This window comes from Pseudomonas sp. GW823-FHT01D03 (assembly GCF_058798255.1).
On record NZ_JBXAKK010000001.1, the window covers coordinates 3,694,087 to 3,711,971 of the forward strand.

A 17,885-nucleotide genomic window follows, 5' to 3' on the forward strand; every position below is an offset into this window, starting at 1 on the left:
AGGGCAAGCTCCAACAGAGGATGCACGAGAGTCATGAATAGGCGATTTTTCACGGTGAGTACACATCGCTTGCATGCTGCGTGCCTATGCATCATCTGCAATTCAATATCCTTTGTGGATGAGGCTTCGATATGGAAACAGGCCTTAAATCGATAATCACATCGCAACTCTCTCGAATGGCGCAATCATCGCCATGACTGTAGCTATTAATCTGATCGGTGCTGTAAGAAACGAAGGTTTGTCTTAAGCAACCTGTCTATTCCATCCTCGCCTCTCGTTTCAGTCGCACTCGCAGAAATTGAATGATGCCAATAGGCTGCCATACTGAGTTGTCCAACAACAAGGTAATGGTCTTGGGGCGACGATGGGCGACTATAAGGGCATGCGTTGGTTCAAAACGGACTTTCAGGTTCAAACCCCGGAAGATAATCGCCATTGGGTTGACGACGATATGCGTCTGCATGATCGACGCCCATTAGTTGAAGGAAAGGCCTGTGAACTAGGCATCCAGGAAAAAGCCAAGCGCTTTCTGCAACGCTGCCATGAGCTTGAACTTCAGATGGTCGGCATCACTGACCATAATTTTTCAGAGCGATCAGAGCCGCGGGACTGGTTTCTCACCCACCTCGTGGAACAAAACAGATCGGTGGCTAAGGACCTGGAACGCGAACCTCTCGCAATTTTCCCAGGTTTTGAAGTCGACATCGGCTATCACGTTCTTTGCCTGTTCCAGCCGGCAAAAAAACAGCGGGATATTCAACGTCTCAACATGATCCTCAGCAAGCTGGGGCTGGCAGAGCATGAGCGCTTCCGGGCTGGGGCTCCTATGCAGCTGCGCCGTGATGGGCGGACTCTCAGCCTGAAAGAACTGATTGACGTTGTTCAACATCATGATGGAATTGTGATTGCCGCCCATGCAGATCAGGCCGATGGCATTTTGTCCTCCCCTAACAATATCGCGGACTACCAGATACCCCAACTGCTTGCGGTTGAGGTCACCACCTACCCAATGCCGCCAAAGATTCGGTCGATTTTGGATGGAAGTAATCGGGAATGGTCCAGGCGCGGACGCCAGCCGGCCTACGTCCAATCCTCGGACGCCAAATCGTTGAAGTTGGGCGAAGACGGACTACCACTGCCTAATTCACTGGGTTACCGATCGACCTGGGTGAAAGCCTCAAAACCCTCTATCGCGGCGCTTCGTCAAGCCTTTCTAGATGGCGCCTCTCGGCTCCGAATTCAGGACACCCGTCCTTCGGATGAACAGACGCATCCACGCATCGTTTTTTTGAAGTGCTACGGACTAACGTTCCTCGCTGACCAAGACGTGTATTTCTCGCCCAATCTCAATACGATCATTGGTGGCCGCGGTACAGGAAAATCGACGTTGATGGAGTTACTTCGCTTCGCGTTTGCAAGGGATAGCGGCGACCATTTCTCTGCGTCTATTAAGGCGAAGTTTGATCGCCTCCGTCAGACCTTTACCGGTGATGCCGAAATTCAGATCGGTTGGGAAGCGGTCCCAGGTCAAGTGGATGTCATTTCGTTACGTCCTGATGGCCCTCATCAAGTCTTGCAAGGCGAAGTTCTGGACGTCGCAGCGTATCTCAAGCAGATACCCATCCAGTTCTATAGCCAACAACAACTGAGCGATCTCACCAGTGTTGGTGGAGAAAACAGCTTACTGAGTATGCTCGATGAAGCCTGTAGTGCGGAGCTGCAAGCACTCAAAGCCCGCGAAAATACTCTACGAGCTGAAATCGTGCAGGTCTTTGCCGCTTCCGACCAATTAGCCGAGTTGCAAAATGCTGAGAAAGACGTAGCGCAACAGCTGAGCGAGCTCAATCGTCAGTGGCAAGCGCGTAAAGAGATCCAGGCAGAAGCGCTGCAGTTCCAGCGGGCCGAGGCCGGGCGTCAGTACTTTGAAAAGGCGAAGGCTCAATCTGTAAACGATGCTGAAGCAATTAGTGCGCTTGCCGAAACGCTTGCACAGCCCGGGGTATTAAACGATGGCAAGATCGAAATTTGGCCGAAGGCGGTTTGGTTCAATGCCTATACCGAGGGTGCATCATCGTTACGTCTGAGATACTCAGAAAAACTGGCCGCGCTTGCGGATTCCATGCGACGGGAAGCCTCTGAACTAGAACCGCAAATGCAGGGCTGGGAGGCGGTATCCGCTGAGCTGACGGCTATTAAAGACGGCTTCATGCGGGCCTGCCAAGATAGGGGATTGCAGCCTCAGGATGTCGCGCGGCTTCAGGAAATTGACAAGACGCGGCAGATCAAGCAGGGGAATTTGGAGCAGTTGCGCATACAGATCCAAGCCCTAGAGCCTGTTGTGGAAAAGCTCTCCGCTCTAGTAGATGAGCTGCACGTATTGTGGGCAACGCAATTGTCAGTTCGCAGTCAAACCGCTTTGGAGATCTCCGAGAAAGCCAACCATTCGATCAACATCCTCGTGCAGGCCATGGGTGATAAAGCTCACTTTCACCGTGTTTGGGAAGGACTCGCTCCGGACGGACGCGCCCGCATCGGTAGGGCATGGACACAGATTGGCGAGGTGCTGTTTGAAGATTTTCATAGCTACATGGCCGCTAATCGGCCGCCCGCTTACTCGCCTTGGCTGCATATCAAAACTGTCTTGATGGAACAAATTCCTGTGCCACAGCAGTTGGAGGGCCTCACCGGCGATGTTCGTAAGCATCTAGTCGACCATAAGGATAAATGGCGCGCTGCACGGTTAGTTCGCATTGAAGATCAAATTGATCTTGAGCTGTACCGCGCCGATGGCAGTCTTGTCGGAAGCATTCAAAGCCAGGCGCTGTCAGAGGGGCAACGAAATACCGCGGTACTGAAGCTGCTACTGGCGCAAGGTGATGGCCCTATCGTCATCGACCAACCAGAAGACGAGCTTGACTCCAATTTTATCTACCATGAACTAGTGCCTTTGCTACGTAAGATCAAGAATCGTCGGCAACTGATTTTGGCTACTCATAACGCCAACCTTCCTGTCAACGCCGACACCGACTTGGTGTTTGCATTGGATGTTAAAAAGGGCCGCGGAGAGCGACTAGCCGTAGGTGGGCTTGACCAATCAGATACAGCAAATGCGGTACTGAATATCATGGAAGGCTCAGCGGAGGCATTCAAACGGCGGTTCGACAAATACCATTTTTAGATTGAAATCTATTACACATGCACGTGGAATATAAATCTATATAGGAGCGAGACGCGTGTCGCCTAGACTAGCAACAATGATTGAGATCGCCCATTAGGTCTCTTCAGACCAATTCAGGACGCGGTTTAGTTGTGAGAAGCAAGTGTAAAAAAAACAATCCAGATGCTGTGTCTGCGTGCTCTCTGCGGTTGACTGTTAGCTATCGGCACGTGAATGCTAACGGCTAGCAACTTCAGTGCGTCAAAAGCAGCTTTTTGTGAGTGGCTGCTTTTGGCCGTTTTCTGCCTGTCGCGACTGGCTGAAGTCGACACGAAGCAGTCTTTTGCTTTTGCCTGTCTATGAGTTTATATAGCCTCGCGATATTCGTTTCGCACACTCATTGCAATATCCAGGATCCTTATATGCATACTGACCAGACTAGGCTACTCGCCCTCGCCTTCCTTGAGATCAGGGCATTACTTGCTGATTATCTGGGCAGCGATGTCGATGCTCCAATGAGCGTCCGTGTCGCGGCGCATATGGCCTACGCACTCCACAATGAAGCGGAGACTGCATACAGCAACGCTGACTTTCAGCTCGACCAAGCAACCCGGAAAATCGCCGCGATCGATCAGATTCTTGGTGTAACGGATGGTGCCGCCCTGTTACGCAGATTTGAAATCGAGGCCAAAGTCATTCTGGATAGCGCTCAACCTGGATGACCGCTTCTGGCCGGAAGCAGCCACTCATGACGTACTGCTATAACCACTTGCCGTTTGTGACCTTCCGCAAGTGGTTATACCAGACAGCCCATGGCGCTAGAAACGGCACTCGACTTGCATGTCACTCTGTTTCAACGCGACATAAGGGAATGAAATGAGGAAGGAGTGGCGTACAACCGGCAGCATTCAAGAGAAGGATCTGCGTGCTGTATCTGATGGCGTCATACAACACGGGCAGAACTTGTCGCGCGGACATGGCGGAAATGCCGATCCCATAGCCTGCACGCTGATGGATGATGAGACCTTAGTTGGCGGTGTCACAGGCCGAACTGAGTTTGGCCGTCTTTTTATCAATTACCTATGGGTAGATGCTCCATGGCGTGGGAAAGGCATCGGAACCGAGCTATTGCACAGGCTTGAGGCACTTGCTCTGGAGCATGGATGCCATGAAGCGCTCATTGAGACCCTCGATGACAGCGTGGCGCACTGGTACAAGCGGTGCGGCTACCGACTTGTCGCACATCTTCCTCAGTACTGCGGACCTTGGAATCGCCACACGCTTTTGAAAGACTTGAAACCGGATCGCGATTACTGACTAAGGGCTTTCAAGATGTATGAGCCGTCTCAATCCTGCTTTTGGCCGGTAGCGGTCGTTTGTGAGCGTCCGCTAATGGCCGGAAGCAGTCGTTCCCGGTTGAATCCACACCCGAAAGCGCCCCTTCGTTGAGCTCAGCATTGACTCTGTGGCTGTCAAATGTGATTCACTCCAGACAACGCCACTGGAAGCAGGCAAGAGAAGTGACTATTACCTCTCCCTACCAACTTCCATACGGAATGCCGTACTTTTCGACGTATCGTTTAGCCTTCTCACTTACCGGATAGGCGTAACGACCACCATGCTTCCCCTGTTCCGGCCCCAGAGGCTCTATCTCTCCTTGACCGCGAGAAATCTCAACCGGTTTTCGACATGAATCTCTAACCCATGTTTTGAGCACGCCGCCCGGAGCCACCCCCACGTAAAGTGACGCCATAAAGCGAGCAGTTTTCTCCGGTGTTTCCGGGCAACGCTGGTGTGTTGACTTCACCATCAATTGCCTGCCCTCTTCCGGAATCTCGATGAAACCTTTGTAGGTTTTTTGCTCTGTTATGGATTGCCAGCGGACAAAGATCAGTTTTGGAAGATCGGCGCCTGTCACAGGCATCCCGCTCCCCGACACCGTCCCCCAGCCACGGGCAGACTCTGTGCTGATATCGGGTTCTCCGCTGGCTGCAGTGCTCTTGCCAGCTCTAAAGAAGACTCTGTTATTGATGTCTTGGACGGAGCTGTCCTCTACCCAGACCTTCATGTAGTTCGGCTGAACGAACACTAATTCCCACCATGGATATTTGGGGTCATTTTCGCCGGTCTCTGAGCCACTGCTTTGGCAGCCGGACAACAACAATGCGCCCAGCAGTGCAATCGTTGCTTTCATTACAAATGATCCATTCAAGTATTTGTCACGACTACCAACTTCCATATGGAATGCCGTACTTGTCGATATACCGCTTAGCCTTTTCACTCACAGGATAGGCGTACCGTCCTTCGTTCTTACCTTGGCTCGGCCCCAGTGGTTCAATTTCCGCCTGTGCTCGCGCGACCTTGACTGGGTGATGACATGAGTCTCTTACCCAAACCTGCACGACACCGCCGGGAGCCAGGCCGAGATAAACCGATGCCATGAATCTTGCTTGCCGATCGGGAGTTCGCGGGCAGCGCTGATTGACGGACGTCACCATCAACTGCCTGGCCTCTTCCGGAATATCTACCCATGCTTGCCAGGTTTTCTGTTCGACGATTGATTGCCAACGGACCCAGATTCGAACGGGCAGGTCTGCTCCTATCACCCTCCTCCCGCTGCCGCCAACTCCACCAGCCCACCCCCGGGCTGACTCTGTTCCATCTTCAGGCTCTCCCCCGGCAGCGGTGCCGCCGCCGGTTTTGTAGAAAATCCGGTTGTTAACGTCTTGAACAGAACTGTTTTCAACCCAGACCTTCATGTAGTCCGGCTCAATAAACGCTAGCTCCCACCATTCGGACTTCGGGTCATTTTTGGCTGAGAGAGGATCAGTTTCTTGGCACCCTGAGATCAGCAAAACGCAAAGTATCGTTATGAGTTGTTTCATTGGCTTAAGGATTACCAACTCCCGTACGGGATGCCGAATTTATCGATATACCGCCTGGACTTTTCGCTGACGGGATACGCATAGCGCCCTTGGTTCTTTCCTTGGCTAGGCCCCAGCGGCTCAACCTCTGCCTGCGCTCTGGCGACTTTGACAGGACGGTGGCACTCGTCTCGAACGAAAACTTGTACAACGCCCCCTGGGGCCAATCCCAGATAAATAGAGGCGCTGTAGCTGGCCTGTTCCTCGGGTGTTTCCGGGCACCGCTGACTGACCGATTGCACCATCAGTTGCCTCGCCTCTTCAGGCACATCCACCCATCCCTTATAGGTCTGTGGCTCGACAATGGATTGCCAGCGCACGTAAATGCGTTTGGGCAAGCCTGCGCTAATCACTGGTTTCGCAGCTGCGCCTACCGCATGCCAACCGCGCGCGGACTCTTTGCCATTCTCTGGTTCGCCACCAGCGGCTGTGCCTCCTCCCGTCCGCGTGAATAGCTTGCCGTTTATGTCTTCGACGGCACTGTCCTCAACCCAAACCTTCATGTAATAGGGTTCGGTGAACGCAAGCTCCCATGAATCGGCTTTCGGGTCGTTTTTTACGGAAAGCGGAGAGGCAGACTGGCAGCCGCTCAGTAACAACACGCATACCGCCACAATGCATTGCTTCATGGGTTTACCGCTTACCAACTCCCGTAAGGGATGCCGAATTTCTCGATATATCGCTTGGACTTTTCACTGACAGGATAAGCGTAACGCCCTTGGGTTTTACCTTGGCTTGGTCCTAGCGGTTCGATTTCAGCTTGGGCTTTAGCCACTTTGATTGGATGGTGGCAGGAGTCTCTAACCCACACTTGTACGACACCTCCGGGAGCCAATCCCAGGTAGACCGAAGATATATAGGTAGATTTCTGGTCCGGGGTTTTCGCACAGCGCTGGTTGACCGAGGTCAGCATCAATTGTCTGGCTTCTTCGGGTATGTCCACCCATGCGCGATAGGTCTGAGGCTCCACGATGGACTGCCAGCGAACAAAAATTCGTTTTGGGAGATCAGCGCCTACTACTGCTTTGGCAGATGCACCCACTCCGTCCCAACCTCGGGCCGATTCTGTACCGTCTTCAGGCTGCCCGCCCGATGCGATTCCACCGCCAGTGCGTAGAAACGTCTTGCCCTTTATGTCTTCCACGGCGCTGTCTTCAACCCAGACCTTCATGTAGTTAGGTTCGGTAAAACCGAGTTCCCACCATGGAGATTTAGGGTCGTTCTTTGCTGAAAGCGGATCGGCATTACAACCGGCCACAAAAAGCGTGCACAGCAGGGCTGCAAATAACTTCATTACCAAAGCGTCCAGTCAGGTACGTGAGGGTGTTTTACCCGGATTGCATCTTCCGTGGGGGCATTAATGTAAACAGCTCTGAGACCACTTCCATCTCTCCTGCCAAGCGGATGATTCCAGTTGGCAGATGTGTGAATGTACTTGAGCTTGAGCATTTGCTCCTCCTCGGGGGTGGTGCGGTAGTCGCCGGAGACGAAACGATCGCACATAGGCTGGAGTTCTTCAGGAACGAAGAAGCCAGGCGTCTCGGGAATATCTTCGAAGCGAACGCCTTTAGCTTTGGCGAGTTGATGCATCACGCGCAGGCTCACTCTCGACAGCAATCCACTCACCGGACGTTTGAGTTGAACGGCGGCATAGACTCGTTTGACTCGAGGACTCAGTCGATCCTGAGGACTGATCGGCATCAGCAATGGAGCTGGAGTAACTATTTCCAGCATTTCGGAAGGCCAGCCGTTGGCTAACCACTGATTTCTCACATTGACCGCATCCTGATAGATCGATGTGGTGGTGACATCCGCGTAATTGCCGACTTCTAGCGTTTGCATTGGGCTAACGAGCACGCATTCTTCAGCCTCCTCGAGGTAACCCCCGCCCACATCAGAATGCACTCCTGGCAAGACAATTTCCGGATGATCCATCGCTACTCGATTGAGAGCAAAGTTAGCCCTGCATTCGTCCCGCGCAGCCAACTGCACAACGTCGGTGAAATAACGTCGGTCGAGGTAGAGTTTGATCCCCGTTGCGACTGCACTTTTGATGTTGCCTAAATTGGACCATCCAGCAATCGACGGTACAGTGTCGAACAACCCGATGAAGCCCATGTTGATGTCGCTGTTGTATTGATCGACAAAGGTCGAACTGAAGGCATCGGACTTACTGCGGAGAATCTCGCCCAAAGGGCCTTGTTTACCACGCACGATTTCATTGGCGAAATGTCTGGCGGCTGCCGCACCGCGACTGAAGCCAAAAGTGTCGAAGGTCAACGAAGTAATTTCACTATCGGGATTTTTATCCAATACCTCAGTGATACGCTGCTCGATCAACGCGAAAGAAGATTGGACGCGCCCGGCAACACCGGTTTCGCCACGTCCTGTACCGGCGCCGAATTTACTGTCCTCTTCACCTGAAAGGGTGCCTATGCCTTCGACGTAGACCATACCGGAAGCTTTCTTTCGTGGCCCCTCCCCTTCAGCGCGTCGCGGCGCCTCATACAGTTCGCTCAGCTTTTTCACGTTGCTTACATCGTTGCCGTAACTGCTATCCGGATCACTCATATAAGGCATGCAACTCGCAGGAATATCCTGCGGCGCAATCGGATGCTGCGCACCACACAGCAACCCTGCTGCCGTGTTATTCGCATTGTTGCCAGTACCATCAAAGAAAACCCCAATCCTCAACGCAATGCCGATTTTCTCAGGCTCGCGCGCAGGCTCTTTCCCGTGTTTCTCGTACTCAGCCCAACGCTGGGCATGAATGTCGACGGGTTTGGCTTCTTCGTAGCGGTAGTTTTTCGGGGGGTTGGGAACGTAGCCACTCAATCCTTGATTCCTTGTTCTGATCCTTGAAGAACGGGCCGAAGGGTGCCAGCCGAGGCTTGGGTGCGCAAGGCGTGGCCCTGTGCCAGCGCGGTTGAGACCGTGTGGTGCGACGAGGGTTCGGGCTCGTCGCACCGGGTGGTCAGTGGGCGATTTCGACGTTGTCGAGGGCCTGGTTTACGGCGAGTTCGCCGAGCATGACGACCTGGGCGATGCCCAGTGCGGTTTTACGGTGGGAGGTGTCGAGCATGGCGGCGAAGTTGTTGAGCATTTCGCTGGCGGAGCCGAGGGTTTCGCTGGCGTTGGCGAGCAGGGATTCGGTGTCGCACTTCGGGTTGGCGAGGTACATGGGTTCGGGTTTGTGCGGGCTGGCCATGATTTGGCTGGCCGGGGACAGGTAATGGTCGAGGGCGCGTTCGGCGGCTTCGTGGAGTTTTTTCGAATCGAGGGATTCGTAGGGCGATGCGAGGTCGGTTTCTGGCGGGTTGGGTGTTGGTTTGATCATGGTGAAACTCCTAGTTATTGAAGAGGAGCCTTCACCTTCGCTACCAAACGAAGGGTGGCGGCCACACGCGGGTTGGTAGACCGGTAACTAGGACCCGGCACACCCGAAGGTGTCCTGCGCATGGCCACCATTGAGCAGCGACCTGATGAGGTCTGCGAACGGTGCGCGATGCGACTAGTTATGGCGGGCTACCAAACCCGATCACTGTTTTTCAGTGACCGACAGACGATAGAACCCGCGCCCTAGACGCACAAGCCGGCGGATTCTGGCGTACTCGTAGGTGATGGCGCAAGGCGTTGTAGGGCTTCGGTGGTAACCGCAGGCTTCATATAAACATCCCGAATATTTCCTGTTTATCCACCGGTTGAACGGGCTACCGATCCAGCACCCACCCGGCAATGATCGGAATGCACTGTTCCTTTCAAAAAAGTCATTTACGCACCTACCTCGCCGTCGCTCGGGTCGCTAGAGTGCAGCGCTCTTTTCAACTGGCTGACGTACTGATGAATCTGTGGTTTCGATTGCTCTGCATGCTTTTCCGCCGACCGTGGCGCAAGCCGGTCAATGCGCTGGAATCCACCGTTATCCGCATGCGCGTGTGGCCGCTGGATCTCGATTTGAATCGGCACGTCACCAATGGTCGCTACTTCACCATGGCTGACGTCGGGCGCATGGATTTTGTGCTGCGCAGTGGCGCGTTTCGGGTGGCGCTGCGCGCTAAAGCGTTGCCGATCGTTGGCGATACCTGGGGTAAATTTCGGCGTGAGCTGAAGCTGTTTGAAGCGTTTGAAATTCACAGTCGGATGCTTGGCTGGGACGACAAATGGAGCTTCATGGAGCACCGCTTCGTGAGCAAGGGCCGGGTGATCGGCGTGGTGGTCATGCGTGGGCTGTTTCGTTCGGCGAAAGGCACGATTGCGCCGGGTGAGTTCGTCAGGGAGTTGGGGTTGCCTGAACAGTCGCCGGAGATGCCGGAGTGGTTGACGTCGTGGTCGGCGAGTTGTGATCTGATGAGCCGTCAACTTAGAGGTGAGGAGGTTTGAGTGATTGGGTGGTTGATGGCTTTTATGGATAGAGTGCGGTGTCGCTTGTGCGGGCGCCATCGCGAGCAGGCTCACTCCTACAGGGGACGCGTTTCGAATGACGTGCCTTGTTCAAATGTCGTCCCGCTGGATGCGGAATATCAGACTTGGTGCTTTGCCCGGTACGTCGTCTAACTCATCGATACGGCGCATGCCGATTTTCTCAAGAACGCGGATCGAGGCCACATGATCCGGCCTGACCAAGCCGAACACTTCAGGCAACCCGAGATGGTCGAAGGCGTGGGTTAGCGCGGTTTGTGCGGCCTCTGTTGCATAGCCGTGGCCCCATGCTTCGACAGCGAAACGATAGCCGAGATTGGTCACCGTTTTCCTCAGGTAGTCATGAGCGGCGATGCCGGCGAATCCGAGAATTTGCTCAGGGGCTTGTGCGCTGCTGATTGCCCACCATCCGTAGCCGTGGGTTTCCCAGTGTTGCAGCCAGCGATCGAGCAGTGCTTCGGCTTGAGCGATGTCGGTCATAGGGCCGGCGGGGTTGAACAGGTTGGTTTGTGGGTCGCTGAAAATAGCGAATACGGTGGGCAGGTCTGCCGGCTGTGGGGGTCGGTAGGTCAAGCGTGAGGTTGCTTCTGACATCATCAAACCCTTTGAAAAGTCCCAAAAGGGGCAAAAGCCCCTCATCGCAGATTACCGCTCCGAATCAATGTTGAACCAGGGCCGAAGATGCCCGACAAGTTTGTCTTCGGCAAAGAAACGCTCAGCGACCGCGTTATCCGGAAAGTCATCGCACCAGGAAAACCCGATGTTGTCATTTATCAATGTCAGGGGATCAGCTTCCTCGGGAAAAACATGTTCGATGCCAAACCGCAACTGGCAGGAGGTTGTTCGAGGCGTGGCCTTATTGTTTCGGGTTAACGGTGGGTGCGCGCGGCCAGGTGTACCAGGTAAACGGTGTTCCCTCAGCCGACGCTTTAAATCAGTCGCCTTACCGACATACAAACACGGGTACGGTGCGTCTTCCGGCCACCAGTCGTGGTAACGCACATCGACATCAGAGCCTCCCGGGCCCTTCAAAATAATATGCCGATTAGCGCTCATGAGCTGCTTTCGGCACCCCATCCACCAAAATGCATACACTCCTGCACTCGACGGTACGTTGACAGGGTGACTTCTGGAAACCAGATGCTCGATCCGGTGTACCGCTTGCGCGTTGAGCATCTGGTTGGTAAGCGACTGCCAGGCCGCCGCCACCTTAACTGCTCGCGGCTCTTCTTTCAGTGTGTCCATTCTTGTTCGCTTTGTTGTTGATTCATTTACGAGGCCCGGATTAGCACAGCCCTCAACAATTGATGCGTCGCCTGGAGTGCTAGCTCCCACAGGTTCGCGGTCAGGCTCGGGAGGGCGTTTGGCCGGGCGGACGCCATCGCGGGCAAGCCCGGCTCCCACAAGGATTGGGGGATGGCTATTGTCGGTGGCGGGTCATGTTGATCAGCGCCACGCGTCTTCCACCCGGCGCCGCGCGTTCTTCGATGGAGAACGGCACGAAGCCGAGTTTCGGGTAGAGCAGCAACCCAGCGGTGTTTTCGTTGAAGCAGGACAGCTGCACTTCCCTGGCCTGATACTTTTCGAAGCCGACGGCGGTCATGGTTTCGACAATGTAGCGAGCGACACCCTGGCCCCGGGCGTATGGCGCGACGATGACGTTGCCGATACAGCAGACGCCGTCGTGCTCGGCACGGTAGAAGTTGGCGAAGCCGACGAACTCGCCGTTGGCCAGAAAAGCCGTGGAGTCGAAGCGCTGCCTGATCGCGGTGTGCATTTGTTCTTCCGTCAGCGGGTACTGCGCTTTCGGGAACATGAAGTACAACTCTTGAACGCCCTGGGGAAAGCCGCACAGAGTTATGACGTCGTCGGCCGTCACGGGCCGGTGGGAAAAGTTCATCGCTGCCCTGCCCTCACTGTTTGCCTGCGGCCAAATGGTGCGCGACCAGCGCGTTGGCATGGCCGTGGCCCATGCCGTGTTCATCCTTGAGCCACGCCACCAGTTCCATGTGCTTCTTGTCGGTGATGCCGGCGAGCAGGTTCAGCCAGTGATCGATGGGCTGGCCGTACTTTTTTTCGATGGAGGGAAAGTACGACGCCGGGCCTTTTACCTTGTTTTCTTCGCTCATGCTGCAAGCTCCCTTGGGTCACGACGGAGGGTCGGCGACGCTCCTTGTCGGCATGCCATAGAGTGGACGCGAAGTACGATTGCGGCAACTTTCCCGTCCTGTCAGACGCCACAAAAAACTGTGGGAGCGGGCTTGCTCGCGAAGGGGCCGTGTCAGCCGACATCATCCGTGGCTGATACTCCGCCTTCGCGAGCAAGCCCGCTCCCACAGGGATTGAGGTGAATGGGCTTACTGTGAATCGGTGCGGCCCGGCAACATCCGCACCAGCGTGTTATCCCGCACCCAGTAGTGGTGAAACAGCCCCGCCGCCGCGTGCAAGCCGATCAGCCAGTAGCCGGTGCTGCCCAGCGTTTCATGCCAGTACTTGAGTTGTTTGGCGAAGTCCGGGTCGATCGCCACCGGCGCCGGGACGTGGAAGCCGAAGTACGGGAACGGTTTGTCGGCGGCGGCGAGCATCAGCCAGGCGAGGATCGGCGTGGCGATCATCAGCACGTACAGCGCCAGGTGCATCAGGTGCGAGATGCCGGTCTGCCAGGCTGGCGGCTTCGGAGTGATCGGCGGGCGTGGGCTCAGGCGGCCGAACAGGCGCACCCAGACCAGCACGAAAATGCTCGCGCCGAACAGGCCGTGGAAGCCCATCAGCAGGCCGCGCGCTTCGCTGCCCTTGGGCATGAAGCCTTTGATTTCGACACAGGCATACACGCCGACGAACAGCGCCAGCATCAGCCAGTGCAGCGTAATTGACAGTTTTCCATAACGGGTGACGGCGGTGTCGCGGGTCATAAGAAGCGCCTCGTGATTGTCGTGAGCGACGGTCGATTCGTTCGACAGTCTCGATCCGGTAGCAGCGCGAACCGACGGTGCCACCCTGCCCTTGCAGTCTTAAGACAATCTGAAGATTGCCCGTTTGATTAACCTTTTTTCACCTTCAGACTTCGTTAAGAAATGCCTCCGATACTGCGCTCAAATCATTGAGGGAGGCGTTCTGCCCATGCCCGAATTCGACTGGAACATCCCCCTTCCCCTGCGCTTCGGTCAAGCCGAAACGCAGCCGATGACCTTGACCGGCGCCCTGCCCGACGACGCGCAGCGCGAGACCTTCGAAGCCTTCATCCAGCAGCGTTTTCGCAAAGCCCATGGCGCCGACATTCGACACTTTATGCCCGAGCTGTTCGGCATGCACAACGGCGACGGTGAGCTGTGTGCGGTGGCCGGGGTGCGCCGAGCGCATCTGGAGCCACTGTTTCTGGAGCGCTATCTGGATGACCCGATCGAACCGCTGATCAGCGCAGCGGCCGATCGCCCGGTGGATCGCACCGGCATCGTCGAAGTCGGCAATCTTGCCGCCAGCGACACCGGCAGCGCCCGCATGAGCATCATCGCCATCACTTACCTGCTGGCCATGGGCGGCCTGGAATGGGTGACGTTCACCGGCAACATCGGACTGGTCAACAGCTTCCATCGGCTCGGTCTGAAGCCAGTGACATTATGCGCCGCCGACCCGGAGCGCCTGGGTGACGAGCGTCAACACTGGGGCAGTTATTACGAAAGCAAGCCTTGGGTGCACGTCGGCAACATCCGCGCCGGCTTCATCCATTTGCGCAATATCGGCCTGTTCAATCGATTGGGACTGCCGACCTCGATTGAAGGAGCCTGCCATGTCGCTTGAACTGCAACGCTTCCAGGAAACCCTGCGCAACCATGCGCGGCGCAATGACAACAGCACCGCGCTGTGGGGCGATACGCTGAAACTCGATTACGCCACTGTTTACGCGGAGGTGCTGTATCGCCAGGAGCGCCTGCGCGATGAACAGGCGCAGGTGATCGCCTTGGCCCTGGATAACGGCGTCGACGCGATGCTATGGGATCTGGCCGCGCTGTTCGAGGGCTTGACCTGCGTGACGCTGCCGCCGTTTTTCAGCCCCGCGCAACGGGCGCATTGTCTGGAACAGAGCCAGGCCGAACGGGTGATTGCCGAACCGGAGCTGGACGCCGAACTGCTCGCCGCCGGTTACGAGAAGCGCGGCGAGTTCTGGTGCCGCACGTTCGATGGCCCGAGTCGCCTGCCAGCCGGCACCGCCAAACTGACTTTCACCTCCGGCACCACCGGCACACCGAAAGGCGTGTGCCTGAGTGCCGAGAGTCTGCTGCGTGTGGCGCGCGAGCTGGATCAAGCGAGTAAATCCACCGATCCGCAGCATCATCTGGCGTTGTTGCCGCTGGCGATTCTGCTGGAAAACCTCGGTTGCTACGCCGCGCTGTACGCCGGTGCGACGCTGAGTCTGCCGAGCCAGAAAACCCTGGGCATTCAGGGCGCCAGCGGCGTCGATGTGCCGCATCTGCTGGGCTATCTGGCCAGCCGTGCGCCGGAGAGTCTGATTTTGGTGCCGCAACTGTTGCTGATGCTGGTCAGCGCCGCCGAACAGAAAGCCTTCGATCCACAAAAACTGCGTTTCGCCGCCGTCGGCGGTGCGCGGGTCTCGGAGGACTTGCTGCACCGCGCACAGCGTGTCGGCCTGCCGGTTTTCGAAGGTTATGGTTTGTCCGAATGCGCCTCGGTGGTGTGCCTCAATCGCCCCGGCGCACGGCGTCCGGGCAGCGTCGGCCAGCCGCTGCCGCACGTTGAAGTGCGCTTGGCCGAAGACGGCGAAGTACTGATCAAGGGCTCGGCGCTGCTCGGTTATCTGGGGGACGCGCCATACGCTGACGAGTGGTGGCCGAGCGGCGATCTGGGCGAGTTCGACCCCGAAGGTTTCCTCTACCTCAAGGGCCGCAAGAAGCACCAGTTCGTCACCAGTTTCGGGCGCAACGTCAACCCGGAATGGGTCGAGTCCGAACTGACCCAGCGCCGCCATATCGCCCAGGCCTTCGTCTACGGCGAGGCCCTGCCGCACAACCACGCCTTGCTCTGGCCGCACCGTGCCGATTGCAGCGACGCGGAGCTGGCGGCAGCGGTCGCCGAAGCCAACGAAGCCTTGCCCGATTACGCCCAGGTGCACCGCTGGACGCGCCTGCCGCAACCCTTCACCGCCGCCAATGGCCTGCTGACTGCCAATGGTCGCCCGCGCCGCGAGGCGATTGTCGCGCTGTACCACGCCCAGTTGACTGAATCCGCTGTTTCCGAGGAGTCCGCATCATGAGTTTTTTCGACACCCTGCAAGAAGCCACGCAGCAGGAACGTCACGAGCTGTTCAACCTGCCGATCATCCTCGATGCCCTGCAAGGCAAGGTCAGCCTGCAAAGTTATCGGGCATTTCTGGCGCAGGCGTATTACCACGTACGCCACACCGTGCCGTTGATGATGGCCTGCGGCGCGCGCCTGCCGACACGGCTGGAGTGGCTGCGCAAAGCCGTCTGCGAATACATCGAAGACGAATACGGCCATGAACAGTGGGTGCTCAACGATATTGCCGCGTGTGGCGGTGATCGCGACGCCGTGCGCGATGGTCAACCGTCGCTGCCGATCGAATTGATGGTCAGTTTCCTCTACGACCTGATCGCCCGAGGCAATCCGGTGGGCCTGTTCGGCATGGTCAACGTGCTCGAAGGCACCAGCATCGCCCTGGCCACTCATGCGGCGGGCAGTATTCGCGAGCGTCTGGCGTTGCCGGAAACCGCGTTCAGCTACCTGAGCTCCCACGGTTCGCTGGACATCGAGCACATGCAAACCTATCGCCGCTTGATGAATCAGCTGGAAGATCCAGAGGATCAGGCAGCGGTGATCCACGCCTCGAAAGTCGTCTATCGCCTATACACCGACATGTTCCGTGGCCTGCCGCGTGACGCGGAGGCTCACCATGCAGCTGCGTGATGCACGGGTGGTGTTGACCGGTGCCAGTGGCGGCATCGGTATGGCCATCACCGAGGCCTTGTGCGCCGCCGGCGCCCAGGTGTTGGCGGTGGCGCGGCATGAGCAGGCGCTGACGCCGTTGCTTGAGCGCTACCCGAATTCTCTGTGCTGGGTCGCCGCCGACCTGACCTTCCTCAGCGACCGGCGCAAGGTGCTGGCCGCTGCCGAAGCCATCGGCGGCATCAACCTGCTGATCAACGCGGCCGGGGTCAATCATTTCGCCATGCTTGAACAGCTGGATGACAGCGACATCAACGCGATGCTCGCGGTGAACATCAACGCGCCGATGTGCCTGACCAAACTGCTGCTGCCCCTGCTCAAGCGGGCTGACAGTGCGATGGTGGTCAACGTCGGTTCGACCTACGGCTCGATCGGCTACCCCGGTTACGCCAGTTATTGCGCGACCAAGTTCGCCTTGCGCGGATTCTCCGAAGCGCTGCGCCGCGAGCTGGCCGACACCCGGGTCAACGTGCTGTACGTCGCGCCCCGGGCCACGCGCACTTCGATGAACAGCGCCGCGGCGCAAGCCTTGAACGATGCGCTCAAGGCCAACGTCGATGACCCGCAAACCGTCGCCTCGGCGGTGATCCACGCGATCGCCGGCGACCGCCGCGACCTGTATCTGGGCTGGCCGGAGCGCTTCTTCGTACGCCTGAACAATCTGCTGCCACATCTGGTGGATCGAGGCCTGCGCAAACAGTTGCCGCTGATTCGCCGCCTCAGTGAAAAACCTGACAACGAGCCGCCAAAACCATGAAAAGACTTTCCGTATGCCTGTTGCTCGCCGCCCTCAGCCAAAGCGTCTGGGCGCTGGAGCCTGCCGATCAGCAACGCCTCAACGGCATCCAGCAGAGCTGGGCGCACATCCAATATGAAGTGGCAGAAAAACAGCGCGCCGCCGCGTTCGAGCAGCTGTCGTCCGAAGCCACTGCCTTTACCACCCAGCGTCCGGCAGTGGCCGAAGCGTGGATCTGGAAAGGTATCGTCACCAGCAGTTGGGCCGGCGCTCAGGGCGGACTCGGTGCCTTGGGCAAGGCCAAGGACGCCAAGGCCGATCTGGAAAAAGCCCTGACGCTCGACCCCAAAGCCCTGCAAGGCTCGGCCTACACCAGCCTCGCCGCGCTGTATGATCGCGTCCCGGGCTGGCCGATCGGTTTCGGCGACAGCGACAAGGCCGAGCAACTGCTCAAGCAAGCGCTGCAACTGAATCCGGAGGGCATCGACAGTCTGTACTTCTGGGGCGATCACCTCTACCGTCAGAAGCGCTACGCTGAAGCCAGGGTCGCGCTGCTCAAGGCCCAGCAGGCCGCGCCGCGCCCGGGCCGGGAAACCGCTGACGCCGGGCGCCGCAAAGAGATCGCCGCCCTGTTGGTGGACGTGAACCAGAAACTCGACTGACAGGAGTT

20 protein-coding genes are annotated in these 17,885 nt (G+C 57.0%); 9 read left to right on the forward strand and 11 right to left on the reverse strand.

What is annotated here, in order from left to right:
* The first annotated feature begins 364 nt into the window (after nt 1-364).
* The 3 genes from AC1RBR_RS15965 to AC1RBR_RS15975 all read left to right on the forward strand — a co-directional run bounded on the left by AC1RBR_RS15965 (nt 365) and on the right by AC1RBR_RS15975 (nt 4,474).
* Entirely contained in the window at nt 365-3,178 is a 2,814-nt protein-coding gene (locus tag AC1RBR_RS15965; RefSeq protein ID WP_492565466.1) for a TrlF family AAA-like ATPase, read from the forward strand.
* Between the two features lie 401 nt (nt 3,179-3,579).
* Nucleotides 3,580-3,879: a hypothetical protein gene (locus AC1RBR_RS15970; protein WP_492565468.1), complete on the forward strand. Its 300-nt coding sequence runs from the start codon at nt 3,580-3,582 to the stop codon at nt 3,877-3,879.
* A gap of 154 nt (nt 3,880-4,033) precedes the next feature.
* A complete protein-coding gene (locus AC1RBR_RS15975; RefSeq protein WP_492565469.1) occupies nt 4,034-4,474 on the forward strand; it encodes a GNAT family N-acetyltransferase in 441 nt (146 codons plus the stop codon).
* 220 nt (nt 4,475-4,694) lie between these two features.
* Here AC1RBR_RS15975 and AC1RBR_RS15980 read toward each other — a convergent pair whose 3' ends face one another.
* The 6 genes from AC1RBR_RS15980 to AC1RBR_RS16005 all read right to left on the reverse strand — a co-directional run bounded on the left by AC1RBR_RS15980 (nt 4,695) and on the right by AC1RBR_RS16005 (nt 9,418).
* On the reverse strand, nt 4,695-5,351 hold the full coding sequence (locus AC1RBR_RS15980) for a DUF2931 family protein (RefSeq protein WP_492565470.1): 657 nt from the start codon (nt 5,349-5,351) through the stop codon (nt 4,695-4,697).
* A 31-nt stretch (nt 5,352-5,382) separates the two neighbouring features.
* On the reverse strand, nt 5,383-6,042 hold the full coding sequence (locus AC1RBR_RS15985; protein ID WP_098964397.1) for a DUF2931 family protein: 660 nt from the start codon (nt 6,040-6,042) through the stop codon (nt 5,383-5,385).
* 11 nt (nt 6,043-6,053) lie between these two features.
* Nucleotides 6,054-6,710, reverse strand: a complete 657-nt coding sequence (locus AC1RBR_RS15990) for a DUF2931 family protein (RefSeq protein WP_492565471.1) — start codon at nt 6,708-6,710, stop codon at nt 6,054-6,056.
* A gap of 11 nt (nt 6,711-6,721) precedes the next feature.
* Nucleotides 6,722-7,375, reverse strand: a complete 654-nt coding sequence (locus AC1RBR_RS15995) for a DUF2931 family protein (protein WP_481394705.1) — start codon at nt 7,373-7,375, stop codon at nt 6,722-6,724.
* Nucleotides 7,375-8,916, reverse strand: a complete 1,542-nt coding sequence (locus AC1RBR_RS16000; protein WP_492565473.1) for a T6SS phospholipase effector Tle1-like catalytic domain-containing protein — start codon at nt 8,914-8,916, stop codon at nt 7,375-7,377. Before AC1RBR_RS16000 ends, AC1RBR_RS15995 begins: the two co-directional genes overlap by 1 nt.
* 139 nt (nt 8,917-9,055) lie before the next feature.
* Nucleotides 9,056-9,418: a DUF6124 family protein gene (locus tag AC1RBR_RS16005; protein WP_098964401.1), complete on the reverse strand. Its 363-nt coding sequence runs from the start codon at nt 9,416-9,418 to the stop codon at nt 9,056-9,058.
* Nucleotides 9,419-9,921: 503 nt separating this feature from the next.
* Here AC1RBR_RS16005 and AC1RBR_RS16010 point away from each other — a divergent pair.
* A complete protein-coding gene (locus AC1RBR_RS16010) occupies nt 9,922-10,461 on the forward strand; it encodes a thioesterase family protein (protein WP_095136509.1) in 540 nt (179 codons plus the stop codon).
* Nucleotides 10,462-10,572: 111 nt separating this feature from the next.
* On the opposite strand, the gene AC1RBR_RS16015 is transcribed toward AC1RBR_RS16010, so the two are convergent.
* The 5 genes from AC1RBR_RS16015 to AC1RBR_RS16035 all read right to left on the reverse strand — a co-directional run bounded on the left by AC1RBR_RS16015 (nt 10,573) and on the right by AC1RBR_RS16035 (nt 13,412).
* The gene (locus AC1RBR_RS16015; protein WP_253150202.1) at nt 10,573-11,094 is read right to left on the reverse strand and encodes a GNAT family N-acetyltransferase; all 522 of its coding nucleotides are present in this window, start codon (nt 11,092-11,094) and stop codon (nt 10,573-10,575) included.
* Nucleotides 11,095-11,145: 51 nt separating this feature from the next.
* On the reverse strand, nt 11,146-11,745 hold the full coding sequence (locus tag AC1RBR_RS16020; RefSeq protein WP_095136510.1) for a GIY-YIG nuclease family protein: 600 nt from the start codon (nt 11,743-11,745) through the stop codon (nt 11,146-11,148).
* 175 nt (nt 11,746-11,920) lie between these two features.
* A complete protein-coding gene (locus tag AC1RBR_RS16025; protein WP_492565476.1) occupies nt 11,921-12,400 on the reverse strand; it encodes a GNAT family N-acetyltransferase in 480 nt (159 codons plus the stop codon).
* Between the two features lie 13 nt (nt 12,401-12,413).
* Nucleotides 12,414-12,629, reverse strand: coding sequence for a DUF4287 domain-containing protein (locus AC1RBR_RS16030; RefSeq protein ID WP_492565478.1), 216 nt, complete (start codon nt 12,627-12,629; stop codon nt 12,414-12,416).
* A 228-nt stretch (nt 12,630-12,857) separates the two neighbouring features.
* Entirely contained in the window at nt 12,858-13,412 is a 555-nt protein-coding gene (locus AC1RBR_RS16035; RefSeq protein WP_492565479.1) for a cytochrome b, read from the reverse strand.
* A gap of 208 nt (nt 13,413-13,620) precedes the next feature.
* Here AC1RBR_RS16035 and AC1RBR_RS16040 point away from each other — a divergent pair, with 208 nt between their 5' ends.
* The 5 genes from AC1RBR_RS16040 to AC1RBR_RS16060 are packed head-to-tail and all read left to right on the forward strand — an operon-like array spanning nt 13,621 to nt 17,877.
* Nucleotides 13,621-14,298, forward strand: a complete 678-nt coding sequence (locus AC1RBR_RS16040; RefSeq protein WP_095136515.1) for a thermostable hemolysin — start codon at nt 13,621-13,623, stop codon at nt 14,296-14,298.
* Nucleotides 14,288-15,769, forward strand: a complete 1,482-nt coding sequence (locus AC1RBR_RS16045; RefSeq protein WP_492565481.1) for an AMP-binding protein — start codon at nt 14,288-14,290, stop codon at nt 15,767-15,769. The genes AC1RBR_RS16040 and AC1RBR_RS16045 overlap by 11 nt, the downstream gene beginning before the upstream one ends.
* A complete protein-coding gene (locus tag AC1RBR_RS16050; protein WP_047597654.1) occupies nt 15,766-16,440 on the forward strand; it encodes an iron-containing redox enzyme family protein in 675 nt (224 codons plus the stop codon). Before AC1RBR_RS16045 ends, AC1RBR_RS16050 begins: the two co-directional genes overlap by 4 nt.
* On the forward strand, nt 16,427-17,236 hold the full coding sequence (locus AC1RBR_RS16055; RefSeq protein ID WP_492565483.1) for an SDR family oxidoreductase: 810 nt from the start codon (nt 16,427-16,429) through the stop codon (nt 17,234-17,236). Before AC1RBR_RS16050 ends, AC1RBR_RS16055 begins: the two co-directional genes overlap by 14 nt.
* Nucleotides 17,233-17,877: a tetratricopeptide repeat protein gene (locus AC1RBR_RS16060; RefSeq protein WP_492565485.1), complete on the forward strand. Its 645-nt coding sequence runs from the start codon at nt 17,233-17,235 to the stop codon at nt 17,875-17,877. The genes AC1RBR_RS16055 and AC1RBR_RS16060 overlap by 4 nt, the downstream gene beginning before the upstream one ends.
* The last annotated feature ends 8 nt before the right edge of the window (nt 17,878-17,885 follow it).